The organism is Acetivibrio straminisolvens JCM 21531, assembly GCF_000521465.1.
Classification (GTDB): domain Bacteria; phylum Bacillota; class Clostridia; order Acetivibrionales; family Acetivibrionaceae; genus Hungateiclostridium; species Hungateiclostridium straminisolvens.
In genome coordinates this window covers 31,211-44,670 of the sequence record NZ_BAVR01000013.1, presented here as the reverse complement: position 1 = coordinate 44,670, position 13,460 = coordinate 31,211, and the positions used below count along the sequence as shown (strand labels likewise).

Below are 13,460 nucleotides of genomic sequence, written 5' to 3'. Positions count from 1 at the left end.
TGCTGCTTTACACAAGAGTTTCAGGCATCTATTTCTTGTACCCCAGCATCTTTAGCATAAACTCATTATTCCGCCAATCAGGCTTTACTTTAACCCACAGTTCCAAAAATACTTTTGTGGCAAAAAGTCTTTCTATTTCCGCTCTGGATAGGCTGCCTATGTTCTTTAGCATTTTACCTCCTTTGCCAATCAGAATCCCTTTATGACTGTCCTTTTCGCAGTAAATATTGGCCTGAATATCCAAAATGTCCTTATCCTCTTTCTTGAAGTTATAACCTCAACACCGACGCATGGGGCACTTCATCACTCAATAGTCCCAGTATCTTCTCTCTTATAAGTTCTGCCGCTATTACTTTTTCTGGCTGGTCGGTTATCATATCTTCAGGAAAATATTTTGGTCCCTCCGGCAAAACCTTTTTGATTTCTTCTTTAACGATATCCACGCTTTTATCTTCAAGAGCAGAAATAGGTATTATCTGGGAAAAGTCCATAGTTTCCTTATAGGCTGCTATTGTGGGCAGTATTTGGTCCTTTTCCACAAGGTCAATTTTATTTATCAAGCAAAATACCGGTGTCTTTACCTTTTTAAGCTGTTCTATAATATATAAATCCCCCGGTCCCGGCTCCTTATCCAATGCTTCAACCAAAAACAACACCAAATCCACCTCGTTCAGGGAATCTTTGGCGATATTAACCATGAAATCCCCCAACTTTGTTTTCGGCTTATGTATACCGGGAGTATCAATATATATTATCTGATAATCCTCCCTGTGTCTATTGCCCGTATAGTGTTTCTGGTTGTCTGGGGCTTGTCCGACATAATTGCAATCTTCTCTCCAGTAAATTTGTTAAGCAAAGTAGACTTACCTACGTTGGGCCTGCCCACTATTGAGACAAAGCCTGATTTAAAAGCCATATACTCACCCTCCGGTCAAAAAATATTAGAATTTGAAAAAAGCATTAGGTAAAAGCTCTCCGAGCTTAAAAACCTTGAATTCTCCGCTTTTATTGCCGCATATTACTCGAGTACCGTCATCACCGAATTCTCTGAGCACCTGCCTGCATATACCGCACGGAAAAGTGTACTCGTCACTGTCACTCGTTATGGCTACAGCCACTATTTTTCGTTCGCCTTCGGATACTGCCTTAAAAACAGCAGTTCTCTCCGCACAGATGGTGGCACCAAAGCTTGCGTTTTCCACATTCACTCCCGCAAAAGTTTTACCGCTTTGAGTAAGTACGGCAGCCCCCACCCTGAAATTGGAATAAGGAGAATAGGAGTTCTTTTTTATATTTTCAGCTATAGCCAAAAGCTCTCTGTCATCCATTTTTCTGCCTCCAAAATACATTATTGCTACTCAAATTGATATTCTATCCAGTTTTTAATTTATCGGCAATATTTTATTATCCAATTACCAAAGTTTATAATATTTTTAAAGCCTGTTAATGCCTCTCAAGGTTTAAGCTTTTAAGAATGATCTCCTGTTTTTCAAACATTTTTTCTCCCTTTCGGGAATATCGTGGTCATAACCCAAAAGGTGGAAAACACCGTGAACCAACAGGAATATCAGCTCCCTTTCAAAAGAATGCCCATATTCAACGGATTGCTCTTTTGCCTTTTCCAAAGAAATCAATATGTCACCTAAAATAATCCGTCCTTCATCCATGTCAAAATCGCCCTGACTTGATTTTATCACTCCTTCATACATATCTACAATAGGAAATGACAAAACATCCGTCGGTTTGTCAATATTTCTTTGCTCGCTGTTGACCTCTCTTATTTTTTCATTGTCCGTAAGAATTATACTTATTTCATAAGGATGCTCAAACTTTTCATGTTCAAGACATGCTTTTACAGCTTTTTTCATCAGCTCAAGCATTTCATCGGTAACTTCAATCTCATCCTGTATGTTTTCAATAAATATTTCCATATATTTTCTCCCCTTAAATCTCTTTCTAAATCCATTTTAGTCTTTTATTTTTAAGAGTTTTTCCAAATTTCCTATTAAAAATGCTTATTTCAAAGACTCCGATTCCAAGTTTTCATGCTCCAACTCTTTATCATTATGAACTTCTTCCCCGCCGCCTTCTTTCTTTATATCGGGATACTCCTCTCTTGCATGAAATACCCCGCTAAAAACCTTCATAAATGCTTTTGCAATATTATCAAGGTCTTTTAATGTAAGATTGCAATTGTCAAGCTGTCCGTCATCCAGCTTGTCCTTTATTATTTTTCTTATAAGACCTTCAATCTTTCCTTCCGTCTTGTCGGGCATAGACCTTACAGCAGCTTCAACAGAATCTGCCAGCATAACCACCGCAGCCTCTTTTGTCATGGGCTTTATTCCATCATATCTGAAATTTTTTTCTTCAACATTCTCCGAGTTTTCGGCCATTTTGGCTTATGATAAAAATATGCCACAAGAGTAGTCCCATGATGTTGTAAAATTATATCCCTTATCGGAAGCGGTATTTTGTATTTTTTCGCCATCTCATTGCCGTCATGGATATGAGATGTAATAATAAGGGCACTTAAGTTTGCAGTCATCATGTCGTGGGGATTGCCGTTCATTTGATTCTCAATAAAGAAATTGGGCTTTTTAAGCTTTCCGATATCGTGAAAATATGCTCCAACTCTTGCAAGCAGAGCATTTCCCCCGATAGCTTCGGTACCTGCCTCCGCAAGGTTACCCACCATCAGACTGTGATGATATGTCCCAGGTGCTTCCATAAGCAGCCTTTTTAAAAGGGGTTGATTGGGATTGGCAAACTCCAAAAGTCTCAAAGGCGTAATTATATTAAATGTACTTTCAAGAAATGGCAGAACCCCGATTGTAATTACCATTGACATTATTCCGTTCACAAAAACCAGGTACATTCTCTAAGTATTGTCTCCCATCCTGCCTTATACATAATATCTATGGCAGCCACTAACAGCACATTGATTACCGAAACAACAATTCCGGCCAAAGAAAGCCTGTTTCTTTGATTTGCCTTTGATACTATGAAAGCAGAAAAGGTCCCGGATATAAGGGCCATATAGACAAACTTGAAATCGTAATTTATCATTAAGGATATTGCTATGGTCAAAACAACATTGACCACGATGGCAAGCCTTAAGTCAAGCAAAATAGATATAAGCATTGTTGCTATAAATACAGGTATAATCAAAGAGGAATACTCATAAGCCCCTCTTGCGATAAGAAGCATCATAAGAATAACAACGGACAACAGAATCAAATCGGTTCTGTTGTAATATACTTTTTTGCAAAAGTTATGCATATACAAAATCAAAAGCAAGGACAAAAGAATCAGAATAACCAGTATTCCTCCGGCAAAAGAAAAGTCAAACCTGCTCGTGGTTTCAAGAAGATTCAGTTCCTCCAATACCTTAAGCTTGTCCTCTGTCACTCTCTCACCGACACTTAAAATCCTCTGACCCTTTTTAATTGTCTCAATATTTCTAGGGTCGTTATATGCAGCATCTTTCCTTGCCTTTGTAAGCTCATCATCAATAGTCCTGTTGGGCTTTAGAATAAAATCCGCGACTGTAAGGCTACATTCTTCAGCTCATATTTTATTTCGCTATTAAAAATGCCGTCTTTTAGCTCATTTATCCTCTCTTTTAGATTGTCCTCAGTTATATCCTTTTTCATTATATCGCTGACATGACTGCGAACTAAAGCCTCAAAACTATTTATATCCTCTTCACTTGCTTTTGATATAAGATAATCTACCTGGCATCTTCAAGTTTTATGCCAAGCTCACCTATGTCCTTTACAAATGCTGCCTTTGCCTCACTTAGCGCATTTGAAGTAAGCTCTTCATAGCGGCGGCTGCCGGAGATTGAATCAATCCTCAACTTGTAAGAGTTTTGGGCCTCATCAATCAGGAAAAACAACTTATCAAGGACATTTATTACTTCTATAGGCGCATTCGGTATATCCTTTATAACCGGTAAAACTTCCGAAGCGGCTTTTCTTGCATTCTCCTCAGTCTTTATAGTGTTTACTATGTCTCTTGGAGAAAGGATGTCATATCCCGATATTGTACCTAAAACAACTCTGTATTTTTTCGGAGTTGCACCGTTTGAGACGATAAGATATGCAAGAATAATTGTCACAACAGCAATAAAAAACCTCTGAATGCGCTTACTCTTGAAAAATATTTTTTACTGCCGTTATTGCCCCTATCCTTGTCTTTTGTCATAATAATTGTTCTCCTCCAGTTAAGAAGCTGCTTAAACCCCTCTAATTGCTTCCCTTTTTGCCCTTGTCATACCTTTCATATGCCTGGATAATCCTCTGAACCAATTCGTGCCTTACCACGTCCTTGTCGGACAATTGGATAAAAGAAATACCCTTCACATCCCTTAAGACTTTCATTACCTCTACAAGACCTGATTTTTTGTCCCCCGGAAGGTCTATCTGGGTAATATCTCCGGTAATAACAGCCTTTGAACCAAAGCCTATTCTTGTAAGAAACATTTTCATTTGCTCCGGAGTAGTATTTTGGGCTTCATCAAGTATAATAAAAGAATCATCCAAGGTCCTTCCCCTCATGTATGCAAGGGGTGCAACTTCTATCATGCCTTTTTCCAGATATTTGTGATAAGTTTCGGCTCCCATCATTTCATAAAGAGCATCATACAGCGGCCGCAAATACGGATCCACTTTGTTTTGCAAGTCTCCCGGCAAAATCCCAGCTTTTCGCCCGCTTCAACCGCAGGCCTGGTAAGGACTATCCGGTTTACTTCCTTGTTTCTGAAAGCAGTCACTGCCATAGCCACAGCTAGAAACGTCTTTCCCGTACCTGCCGGGCCTATGCCGAATACTATATCATTTTCTTTTATTGCATCCACATAAATTTTCTGTCCGTGGGTCTTTGCTTTTATCTGTCTTCCTCTTGCCGTAAGACAGATGAAATCCGCTGTAAAACCTTTAACCTTATCAAGCTGGTTGTCTTCGGCCAACTGAACAAAATAACTTACATTTTGCTTTGATATAATGTCCCCTTGCGCCGCCATGCTGATAAGTCTGTTAAGAACCGTCTGAGCTTTATATACTCCGTCACTATAACCCACTACTCTTATTTCGTTATCTCTTGAAATAATCTTTACATTAAAAGCATCCTCAATTATATTAATATTTTCGTCAAAATTCCCAAAAAGGTTCATAGCATGCTCAATTCTGTCAAATTCCAAAGAAACTTCTACAAGACTTTCCAATCATTCTCCTCCATTCTCTTTTGCAACTCCAATGTCCTCCAAGCATTCTATAATAACGTCCGCTACAATTTCACCGTTTTCATTTTCAATAAACTCAACCTTTCTGTCAACTATCTTGGCACCTTCGGGAATATTTTTTGCGGCTTTCTTATATGCAACGCTTGCGGCATTCTCCTTTGCATCTTCTAAAGAAATATCGGCTTCTATCACATCATTCTCATAATACCTTTCAATAATAAGCCCAAAGGGCAAAACAAATTCTTCTCCTATTGAAAGATTTTTTTGATTTCCACCTTTTCAAAATCATTAAAACCTGCCTCTTTATGAAATAATTGAATCTCTTTTGAAAACAAAACCAAAGTCAAATTGTCTTTCTTTCTCCCGGTTCTAATTTTTTCAACAGCTCTAAGTTCCACCGGATGCTTGCCCTCATACCACGTCCTGGCAAGCACTTCTCCCATTGCATGCACCCTTTTTGGGTTGTTTTCCGCCCTCTTTATCGGTATACTTCCCGATACAAGAATCTGGCCTTTTCTTACCGTATCCCCCTCTTTGACTTGTGCCTGACCCACCTTGACAACAATAGACTTGATTACCCCATCTTTTTTTGCCACAATATCGCAGGGTTCGTTCAAAGGTATAATCGGAGGACGCTTGACACCCTCAGCCACTTCTACTTTTATTTTTGTGCCTCTTACCAACACATTGACATAGGAAAGCCCGTCTACGTCCAAAATTATATTGCTTGCAATTTCCTCGGGGTTTATCTTGTATTTAAATACTCCGGGCTTTACTCCATGCTCCTCAAGGCTTTTTAAAATAATGTCCGTTTCAATTTTCTGATTTCCACAAACCTCAACACTCCATACAAAGGATGTCATTATATAAAATAACACAATAGATACCGCTGCACCAAGTAAAAAAGTTTTCCTGCGCCGGTATCTGTTTAACAAAAAAGGCAAACCTCTTTTTTTCAGTATTTTTACCCTGCAGCCAGTCTTTTTTGCCACGGGCTTTAGCATTTTAAAGCCTCGGATACTGACTTTCAGAGTCATTTTGCTGTTCTTGTGCCTTTTGATATCCCACAACAAAATTTGTCTTCTGGTGCATATGTTTACAAATTTCTCTAGAAAATATCCTTCAACAAATATAATAACATATCCTCTTATATAATTCCATAACCTTAATATCAACATTTATATTCCCCCGAGCTACTTTAGAAATTCCAGGGAAAGGATTTCTCCATCTATCATAAGGTCTTCTGATGTAATTTCCTTGATAATCAGGCTGTCTCCGGTAACCCTTATGATTCCTTTCCCCGTATTTACCCTTATTCTGTTATTGTCGTATTCAATAATTCCTTTGTAGTTTTCTACAATCAGGTTTTTGTTTCCAAACATCGTTATTTTAGGCAGATCCAACACAAGCTCTTTCGGAAGTTCCAGCAATTCTGCCATTTTCTCCTTAAGATTTATTTTTGGTTCTTCCTCCTTGCGTTTTTTGGCTGATTTCTTTCTTTTTTCGGGCATAAATCTTCTCCTTCAAAAAACATTTTTCACCAGTATTAAATTTATGCTCTTGGAAATGTATTGATTCATCTGTCAGGTATAAGGTCATTTACATCTCCGAACTCAAATCCCTTCTCTCTCGCTCCTTTAATAATCATATCAAGGGCATCCGCATTGTCCTTTGACACTGCATGCAAAAGAAGTACCGCCCCGTTGTGGAGATTATCCATAACTTTGTTGTAAGCATATTGAGGCCCTCTTACTTTGTCTCTGTGCCAATCATCGTAAGCAAAGCTCCAAAACAGATTGGTATAGCCCAATTTCTGCGTTATTGCAAGGGTTCTTTCGCTGTATTCTCCCTTTGGCGGTCTTAAGAACTTCATGTTGATACCGAATTTTTCATGAAAGGCTCTGTCAAGCCCCAGGATTTCCTCCTCAAGTTCTTTATCCGAAACGCTGGGAAGACTGGATGATGTACCGTATGGTTTCCCACCACATGACCTTCTTCCACCATTCTCCTCACCAAGTCCTGATGCTCGTTTAGATAAGGTCCTGTTATGAAAAATACGGCTTTTACATTGTTATCCCTCAGGACATCAAGAATCTTTGGAGTGTACCCGTTTTCATATCCTTCATCAAAAGTAAGGTATATCACCTTTTTTGATGTATCGCCCAAATAGACGCCGCCGTATTTTGCCAAAAGTTCCGGTGCTCCGGGGTCTGCGTCCGGTATTTTATCATATCCCCTTCTTGCTATCCCCCAGCGAAGAACTTTGTTGCTGTATCCGCTGACAGGAAGCGCCTCTGCAAATACATCTTCATACTCTTCATAGGGTACCTCGTCTATAACTCCATCGCTTAACATACCGGTAATCTCAGTAGAAAAATCCAGATTGTTAAGGCTCACCGAGTACACTCCGCCCATATCCGGCAGCTCCAGGTTTTCCTGTTCTCCTCCCGGCAAAAATCTTATTGCCAGAAGCAAACATACAGCAATCACTATAACAATTACCCCTTTTTTCATTGTACAAGCCTCCCTATAAAAACAGTGGAGCCTTAAATAGTGCACTAAAAACATAGTACAAAATTTAAGGCCTACAATATTTATATATTGGATTTTCCAAAAAAATAACCTGTTCTTCATTAGACAGAAAATTTATTCTTTTTTTATAAAGAGGCTTTTAAATCACAACGGAGTAAGGAGGTTGTATTTTAATACCGAACCATCATCCTCACCTTTGGTATTGTAATCCTGTCCACCTTGTTTACGCTGATTTTGTATCCAAAACTGTCCCGAAAAATTTCTACTATACCTCCCAGCATGTTTAGGGCATAATCAAGCTTTTCGGGCTCGGCAATGGCCTTTATAATATAAGGCGGATATATCTGCCTTCCGTTTATAACCATATACGGTTCTGTATATCTGATTTCCGTCATGGCCACAACCCTTTCGCCATTTATCGATATAGCCTGTGCTTCTGCTGCTCTAAGCTCGTTGACAAGCTTCAAAAGGTCAATATCGTAGACAGCCTGATAATCATACTCTCCGTCATCTAAAACTATCTCAATGCCGGGACCTTCAACATCAACCAAACCGGCAAGCATCCTTGCCCTTATGAGCTGCTCCCTTATACTCTCCTCAATCTTTTTATTGTTTCCTGCAGCATTGATGTACTCCGACAGCTGCGCTTCCAATTCCTCGTTTCGGGCCCGCAAATTCTCATTATTCTTTTTCTCTTCCAGCAGTTCCTTTTGCAGATCGTACAAGTTTTTCGTCTGACTTGCCGATACCTTTTTGTTGCTTTCAATACTTTTATACTGCCAAGACAGCATGATACCCAATATAATACAAATTACAGTAATGGACATATTTCTTGCAAACCTCATTATTCAATCACCTCCAAGCCGTCAACCAAATTATTGATATCTCCGCTGTACTTAGGTATTACTATGTCTTTGGCTATCCGAACTTCAAACCTTTTGTCAAACATTTGAAATTCACTGGCAATATGACTGTTTACAAGTGCATCATATAGCTTTTTCGGATTGCTATAGCCTTTATTTCATATGGAACCGGATACCTGTTTCTGTTGATACGCACCGTAGGTCCCGCACATATTATTTCACTTGTGGATATAATCCTCTCATTGTTCACCGATATAGCCTGTGCTCCTGCTTTTTTCAGCTCATTTAAAACCTCCACTATTTCAACGTCATGCACAACATAATTCTCGATCTTCCCTCCCAACTGCTCGGGAGCATCTGCCATAAATATAATCACTCCATTTCCCATTACATCGGTAAGGCCTGCCGCAAGTTTCACGCTCTCCCACTCTCTGGCAAGTTCGTTGTCGTTACTTCCTTCCATAAACATCTTAATGTATTCATCCTGCTTTTTAATATTCTGGTCAATTTCTTCTCTAAGTTTGCTCGCTATAAGTTTTTCAGTTTTTATTTCGTTTTGGAGGTTTTCAATCTGATAAGCAATAGAAGGCTTATTCTTTTTAGAGTTTAAAACGCTTCTAAACTGGACTGATAAAAGTATTCCAAAAAACATGAATAAAACTGCCAAAATATAGCTCTTATCACTTTTTTTCATACCCCAGCTTCCTTTTCTTTGTAGTGAAGTAAAACTATTCTACATTTTATGAAAAACATTCGATAATTTAATTCTACATTAAAAATACACTATTTCAAGTACCAATATATAAATTTCTTATTATACATTACACCAAATCTGAAAATCCAAATGAATGATATAATAATCAAACTCTGGTTATACTAAATAAATCGGATTTTAATCTTCAAAGTTCAATCTTAGAATCGTGGAGGTGGGTTTTATGTTTTGCAACTTGCTTAGGGAAAAACTAAACTTTAGAGACATCAGCGTATCCTTTGATAATGTTTTAGATAATGCAAAAGCCTCAAGCGGCGGAGAAAGGGATGTGAATTTCCTTAAATTTCTGGTGGACAACAAGCTGCTTTTACAGGAAGATGCTTTCCTTATAAGAACAATCACAGACTTTAGAGAAGAGACATACATGGTCAAATACAAGAAAATGAGTCATGAAAGTACCAAACATTATCTCTGCAGAGCTATATTAGCCCAAGAGCTGGAAAAGCTCGGAATCGACACTGTCCCCGGTACAGACGCAGGGAACATGAATATACTTCGCGCCAGTGCAAATTATGACATCGCAGCCAAAGACCTAAGCTTTATTATGGATATCGGACTGACACCGGCGAGAAACTTTTTCAGAGGCCTGACAGATACCCGGGTAAAATATTACCTTATCACCTCATACTTTGACGATTACATGGATGATATAATATTTTGCTGTCTCAGAAGAGCAGAGGACAAAGCTTTTCTTGACGCTGTGAAAGATTACGAAGACGGCTTTAAAATGTTTATTCCCGAGGAATCTTCATCTATAATCGGAAATTTTGATACTTCCACCCCTCCTTCAAACTATGCGGATTAATTTGCATTATTTTTTTAAACTTTGCTTCCAAACTACTTTTTGTGGTATATATTAAATGTTAATATAGTAAGCGGAGGGTGGTTTTGATGTTCTATCAGATAAGGTACCAAACAGGAGAAATTGAAGATATGGTCGCTGAGATGAGAAAGGGCAGCATTCCATGTATGGATGTTGATGATATGGATGAATTTAATTGGGTGGTAAATAAACTCGAAGAGTATAATATTTACCTTGCAAAAAATATTCCTTTGGACAGAAATGCAAGGGACAGGTTAATGAGCCGGAATTTGAATTCAGAGCTGCATTTTCGTCAGGCAAAGACTCAGAGAATAACTTAATGTACATTGATTTTTATTTTGAACCTTATGTAGAAGAGGATTACGACCCCATATTCGGGGATTGATAATCGCCGGCATTCAGTCATATTTAATCTTAAAGGGGCATCAAAGCCCCACTTTTTTTGCATTAAAACAGTTGTTACGTCATTTTTGCTATTTTTGACTTATCTCCTTTACTTTGTTTACATAGAGATTTGTAAGTTCTTCCGCAAATTCAGCAGAATAACTTTCACTTTTTATTCTACATATTGGCTGCTCGGCATCAGGTAAAACCAGTACCCAGCTTCCGTCCTTAAATATTTTGACCCCTTCAAGGGTTTCAATGCTTTGCCCTTCATTTTCCTGTATAATCTGCCTTATTACCTTTCCCTTTGCATTCCATGAACACTCAACCTCTTTTTCGCTTACATAGAAATCCGGTATCATATTCACAAGGTCTGTAAGGGCGTAGTTTTCCGATTTCATGAAATCAAGAATTTTTACAAGTCCCGCAATTGCGTCAAAATGCAGTGTAAACTGCTCATATACACTTTCCTTTATTTCATTTCCCAGTATCTTGTTCATAACATCCTGCGGAGATGTTTTGGTTCTTATTACCTTGCCGTTGTTTTGCTCAGCAAGTTTGTCCACAACGGAGCTCGTAGAAATCGGCACAACCACTGTCCCGCCTTGGACAGTTTTAAACATGATTAATGAAATAAGGGCTGTAAACATATCATCCGATATAACCCGCCCATTATTGTCTATCAGCATCATTTTTTCAGAAGTGTCTTCAATTGACACGCCCAAGTCATAGTTTCCCATTTTACCATATCGGTAAAATAGCTCATTTCTTTTGAGTCATTGCCACTTTTCATTGTTTTGGCATTCTGTAAATTTAAAGAAGTTTTTTCCACCGTACAGCCAAGATTTTCAAGCAAATTGCTTACCGTGCCGAAAATAAAATCCGAAGTAGAATTCAGTACTATACGATAGCCCAATTCTTTTGACCGGGTATTGTTCATTATGTTTCTCAAATAGTATTTTGTGTAATCCGGTATTATTTCAATATCCTTAATCGCCTCCCCTTCACATCTGCTGAAGTCTTCCCTCTGAAAAGCATTTTCAATTTTTCTTTCCACCGCTCTCTCTATGTTGCTTCCATTCTTGTCTAGAAAATCCACAGTAAGCCGGCCAAAATTCTTACTTGATGTACTTATATGAATTCCTCCGTCTGCACCGTAAAATCTCACCGCAGATCTGGCAACCGGCAAATGAAGGACTCCAAAGTCCAAAACTTTAAGTCCTGCCGAGAGCAACCCCGACATAAAGGACATCTTCAGCATTTTTGCCGCAGCAGCGTCGTCAGAGCTTACTCCGATTTTTCCTTTGCCTTTAAAAATAGCTCCATAGGCAGCCCCAAGCTTGGAAGCATACTCCGGGGTAATGTCCACATTTATTTCCCCGGCAACTCCTCTAAAGCCAAATATGGAGCGAACGAATTTTGAGCCCCATACAAGGTTTGAGTTTACCTCAGTTCCTCCCTCCACAATCTTGTTAGGCCATATTTTAATGCTGGGTTTTATTACTGCATTTTTTCCTATTTGAGTATCGTCTCCGATGACGGAATTTTCAAAGGTTGATACCCCTTCTTTGATATTAACCTTATTGCATATTACTGTACCCCTCAGCTGGGCATTACTGTCAAGTACGTTGTTCTTCCAGAGAATACTTCTTTTTATGCCGCTTCTCTCACCTATAATATTGTTGTCTCCCAAAACAGAATAACTGCCTACAACAGAATCTTTCTTAATTCGGGTATTTGCTCCAATCACGCAGGGTTCTTCAATGACAGCATTTTCCTCTATGACACTTCCTTCTCCTACCCATACCCTGTCTCTTATCTTGTTTCCTGGTATGTTTACTTTCACTTTGCCGTCCAAAACATCCATATGCGCTTGACTGTAGGCCATAAGATCACCTATGTCGCACCAATATTCATCGGTTATATACCCGTACATAGGTCTGTTTTCCCTTAGTAGTATTGGGAATAAATCCTTGCTGAAGTCAAACATTTCATTTTTGTTGAAATATTTTAAAACCTCAGGAGATAGTATATAAATGCCTGTATTTACAGTATCACTGAACACTTCTCCCCAGCTTGGCTTTTCCAAAAACCTTGTTATTCTGCCGTTTTCATCAGTGACTACAACTCCATATTCCAAAGGTATATCAACCTTCTTTAATACAAGAGTTGCAATGGAGCCTTTGCTGAAATGGTAATCAATTGCTTTCCCCAGATCAATATCCGTAAGGGCATCTCCGCTTATTACCAGGAATGTGTCATCCAAAAACTCCTCGGCGTTTTTAACGCTTCCCGCTGTTCCCATCGGCTTGTCTTCAACGTAATACCTTAAATTTATTCCAAAATCCCTACCATCCCCAAAATAGTCCTTTATCATATCCGGTAAATACTGTAAGGTGACGGCAATATCCTTAAATTCGTATTTTTTCAACAACTCAATTATGTGTTCCATAACAGGTTTATTTACAATAGGTACCATTGGTTTTGGTCTGTTACACGTAAGAGGTCTTAGTCTGGTACCTTCTCCTCCCGCCATGATAACTGCTTTCATTCTATTCATCCTTTCATAGATTTCTTGCATGAAGCTTGAGAAACAAATAAATTCCCTAACAATAAATAAAGTCTCCTAATTAAAGCTTTTGTAAAACCGGCAAGTTTAATTCATTTTAAATTTAATCATCTTTGCTATTTTTTGCTTTTGCCGCAAAATTTTAACGAGTCTTTTTATTATGCTCGTTTGTCCGCGAAATATTACATATTAACTGCTTCGTCTTTATATACCAGTATTTTTTCATGCCGTTTATCAAATAATAAAAAACCCCGCAGGTTATGAATTCATAA

11 protein-coding genes and 7 pseudogenes are annotated in these 13,460 nt (G+C 38.5%); 2 read left to right on the top strand and 16 right to left on the bottom strand.

Annotation, left to right across the window (positions count from 1 at the left end; translation table 11 throughout):
- Nucleotides 1-28 precede the first annotated feature (28 nt).
- From era to JCM21531_RS05270, 15 genes and pseudogenes are all read right to left on the bottom strand, one after another.
- Nucleotides 29-916: pseudogene (gene era, locus JCM21531_RS05315) on the bottom strand (GTPase Era).
- A 25-nt stretch (nt 917-941) separates the two neighbouring features.
- Nucleotides 942-1,328 carry a cytidine deaminase gene (gene cdd, locus JCM21531_RS05310; protein ID WP_038288017.1) on the bottom strand — a complete coding sequence of 129 codons (387 nt, stop codon included), beginning with the start codon at nt 1,326-1,328 and terminating at the stop codon, nt 942-944.
- A gap of 115 nt (nt 1,329-1,443) precedes the next feature.
- Nucleotides 1,444-1,931, bottom strand: a pseudogene (gene ybeY, locus JCM21531_RS05305) (rRNA maturation RNase YbeY).
- Nucleotides 1,932-2,015: 84 nt separating this feature from the next.
- The gene (locus tag JCM21531_RS20750; protein ID WP_243467264.1) at nt 2,016-2,336 is read right to left on the bottom strand and encodes a hypothetical protein; all 321 of its coding nucleotides are present in this window, start codon (nt 2,334-2,336) and stop codon (nt 2,016-2,018) included.
- A 5-nt stretch (nt 2,337-2,341) separates the two neighbouring features.
- Nucleotides 2,342-2,863 (bottom strand): HDIG domain-containing metalloprotein, encoded by a 522-nt coding sequence (locus tag JCM21531_RS20745; protein ID WP_243467263.1) that lies wholly within the window; start codon nt 2,861-2,863, stop codon nt 2,342-2,344.
- Nucleotides 2,860-3,411 (bottom strand): hypothetical protein, encoded by a 552-nt coding sequence (locus tag JCM21531_RS20740; RefSeq protein ID WP_243467262.1) that lies wholly within the window; start codon nt 3,409-3,411, stop codon nt 2,860-2,862. The genes JCM21531_RS20745 and JCM21531_RS20740 overlap by 4 nt, the downstream gene beginning before the upstream one ends.
- Nucleotides 3,412-3,423: 12 nt before the next feature.
- A pseudogene (locus JCM21531_RS20735) lies at nt 3,424-3,516 on the bottom strand (hypothetical protein); the annotation flags it as partial.
- Between the two features lie 14 nt (nt 3,517-3,530).
- Nucleotides 3,531-3,656 (bottom strand): hypothetical protein, encoded by a 126-nt coding sequence (locus JCM21531_RS23560; protein WP_279378982.1) that lies wholly within the window; start codon nt 3,654-3,656, stop codon nt 3,531-3,533.
- A 77-nt stretch (nt 3,657-3,733) separates the two neighbouring features.
- On the bottom strand, nt 3,734-4,123 hold the full coding sequence (locus tag JCM21531_RS20730) for a hypothetical protein (RefSeq protein ID WP_243467261.1): 390 nt from the start codon (nt 4,121-4,123) through the stop codon (nt 3,734-3,736).
- Between the two features lie 127 nt (nt 4,124-4,250).
- Nucleotides 4,251-5,026: pseudogene (locus JCM21531_RS05295) on the bottom strand (PhoH family protein).
- A 201-nt stretch (nt 5,027-5,227) separates the two neighbouring features.
- Nucleotides 5,228-6,423: pseudogene (yqfD, locus tag JCM21531_RS05290) on the bottom strand (sporulation protein YqfD).
- Between the two features lie 15 nt (nt 6,424-6,438).
- Nucleotides 6,439-6,756, bottom strand: coding sequence for a sporulation protein YqfC (gene yqfC, locus JCM21531_RS05285; RefSeq protein WP_038288013.1), 318 nt, complete (start codon nt 6,754-6,756; stop codon nt 6,439-6,441).
- A gap of 65 nt (nt 6,757-6,821) precedes the next feature.
- A pseudogene (gene pdaA / locus JCM21531_RS05280) lies at nt 6,822-7,759 on the bottom strand (delta-lactam-biosynthetic de-N-acetylase).
- Nucleotides 7,760-7,947: 188 nt separating this feature from the next.
- Complete coding sequence (locus JCM21531_RS05275; RefSeq protein WP_038288011.1) at nt 7,948-8,622, bottom strand: DUF881 domain-containing protein; 675 nt, start codon at nt 8,620-8,622, stop codon at nt 7,948-7,950.
- A 130-nt stretch (nt 8,623-8,752) separates the two neighbouring features.
- Nucleotides 8,753-9,334, bottom strand: coding sequence for a DUF881 domain-containing protein (locus JCM21531_RS05270; RefSeq protein ID WP_243467260.1), 582 nt, complete (start codon nt 9,332-9,334; stop codon nt 8,753-8,755).
- A 241-nt stretch (nt 9,335-9,575) separates the two neighbouring features.
- Here JCM21531_RS05270 and JCM21531_RS05265 point away from each other — a divergent pair, with 241 nt between their 5' ends.
- Together JCM21531_RS05265 and JCM21531_RS05260 are read left to right on the top strand one after the other, a co-directional pair.
- The gene (locus JCM21531_RS05265) at nt 9,576-10,217 is read left to right on the top strand and encodes a hypothetical protein (protein WP_038288009.1); all 642 of its coding nucleotides are present in this window, start codon (nt 9,576-9,578) and stop codon (nt 10,215-10,217) included.
- A gap of 86 nt (nt 10,218-10,303) precedes the next feature.
- On the top strand, nt 10,304-10,555 hold the full coding sequence (locus tag JCM21531_RS05260) for a hypothetical protein (protein ID WP_243467259.1): 252 nt from the start codon (nt 10,304-10,306) through the stop codon (nt 10,553-10,555).
- A 153-nt stretch (nt 10,556-10,708) separates the two neighbouring features.
- Here the strand turns inward: JCM21531_RS05260 and JCM21531_RS05255 are convergent.
- Nucleotides 10,709-13,170 (bottom strand): annotated as a pseudogene (locus tag JCM21531_RS05255) (sugar phosphate nucleotidyltransferase).
- Nucleotides 13,171-13,460 lie beyond the last annotated feature (290 nt).

Excerpts from the sequence above, each read along its gene's own strand:
- cdd (WP_038288017.1), bottom strand. The coding sequence starts at position 1,328 with ATGGATGACAGAGAGCTTTTGGCTATAGCTGAAAATATAAAAAAGAAC.
- JCM21531_RS20750 (WP_243467264.1), bottom strand. The coding sequence starts at position 2,336 with ATGACAAAAGAGGCTGCGGTGGTTATGCTGGCAGATTCTGTTGAAGCT.
- JCM21531_RS23560 (WP_279378982.1), bottom strand. The coding sequence starts at position 3,656 with ATGAAAAAGGATATAACTGAGGACAATCTAAAAGAGAGGATAAATGAG.
- yqfC (WP_038288013.1), bottom strand. The coding sequence starts at position 6,756 with ATGCCCGAAAAAAGAAAGAAATCAGCCAAAAAACGCAAGGAGGAAGAA.
- JCM21531_RS05275 (WP_038288011.1), bottom strand. The coding sequence starts at position 8,622 with ATGAGGTTTGCAAGAAATATGTCCATTACTGTAATTTGTATTATATTG.
- JCM21531_RS05270 (WP_243467260.1), bottom strand. The coding sequence starts at position 9,334 with ATGAAAAAAAGTGATAAGAGCTATATTTTGGCAGTTTTATTCATGTTT.
- JCM21531_RS05265 (WP_038288009.1), top strand. The coding sequence starts at position 9,576 with ATGTTTTGCAACTTGCTTAGGGAAAAACTAAACTTTAGAGACATCAGC.
- JCM21531_RS05260 (WP_243467259.1), top strand. The coding sequence starts at position 10,304 with ATGTTCTATCAGATAAGGTACCAAACAGGAGAAATTGAAGATATGGTC.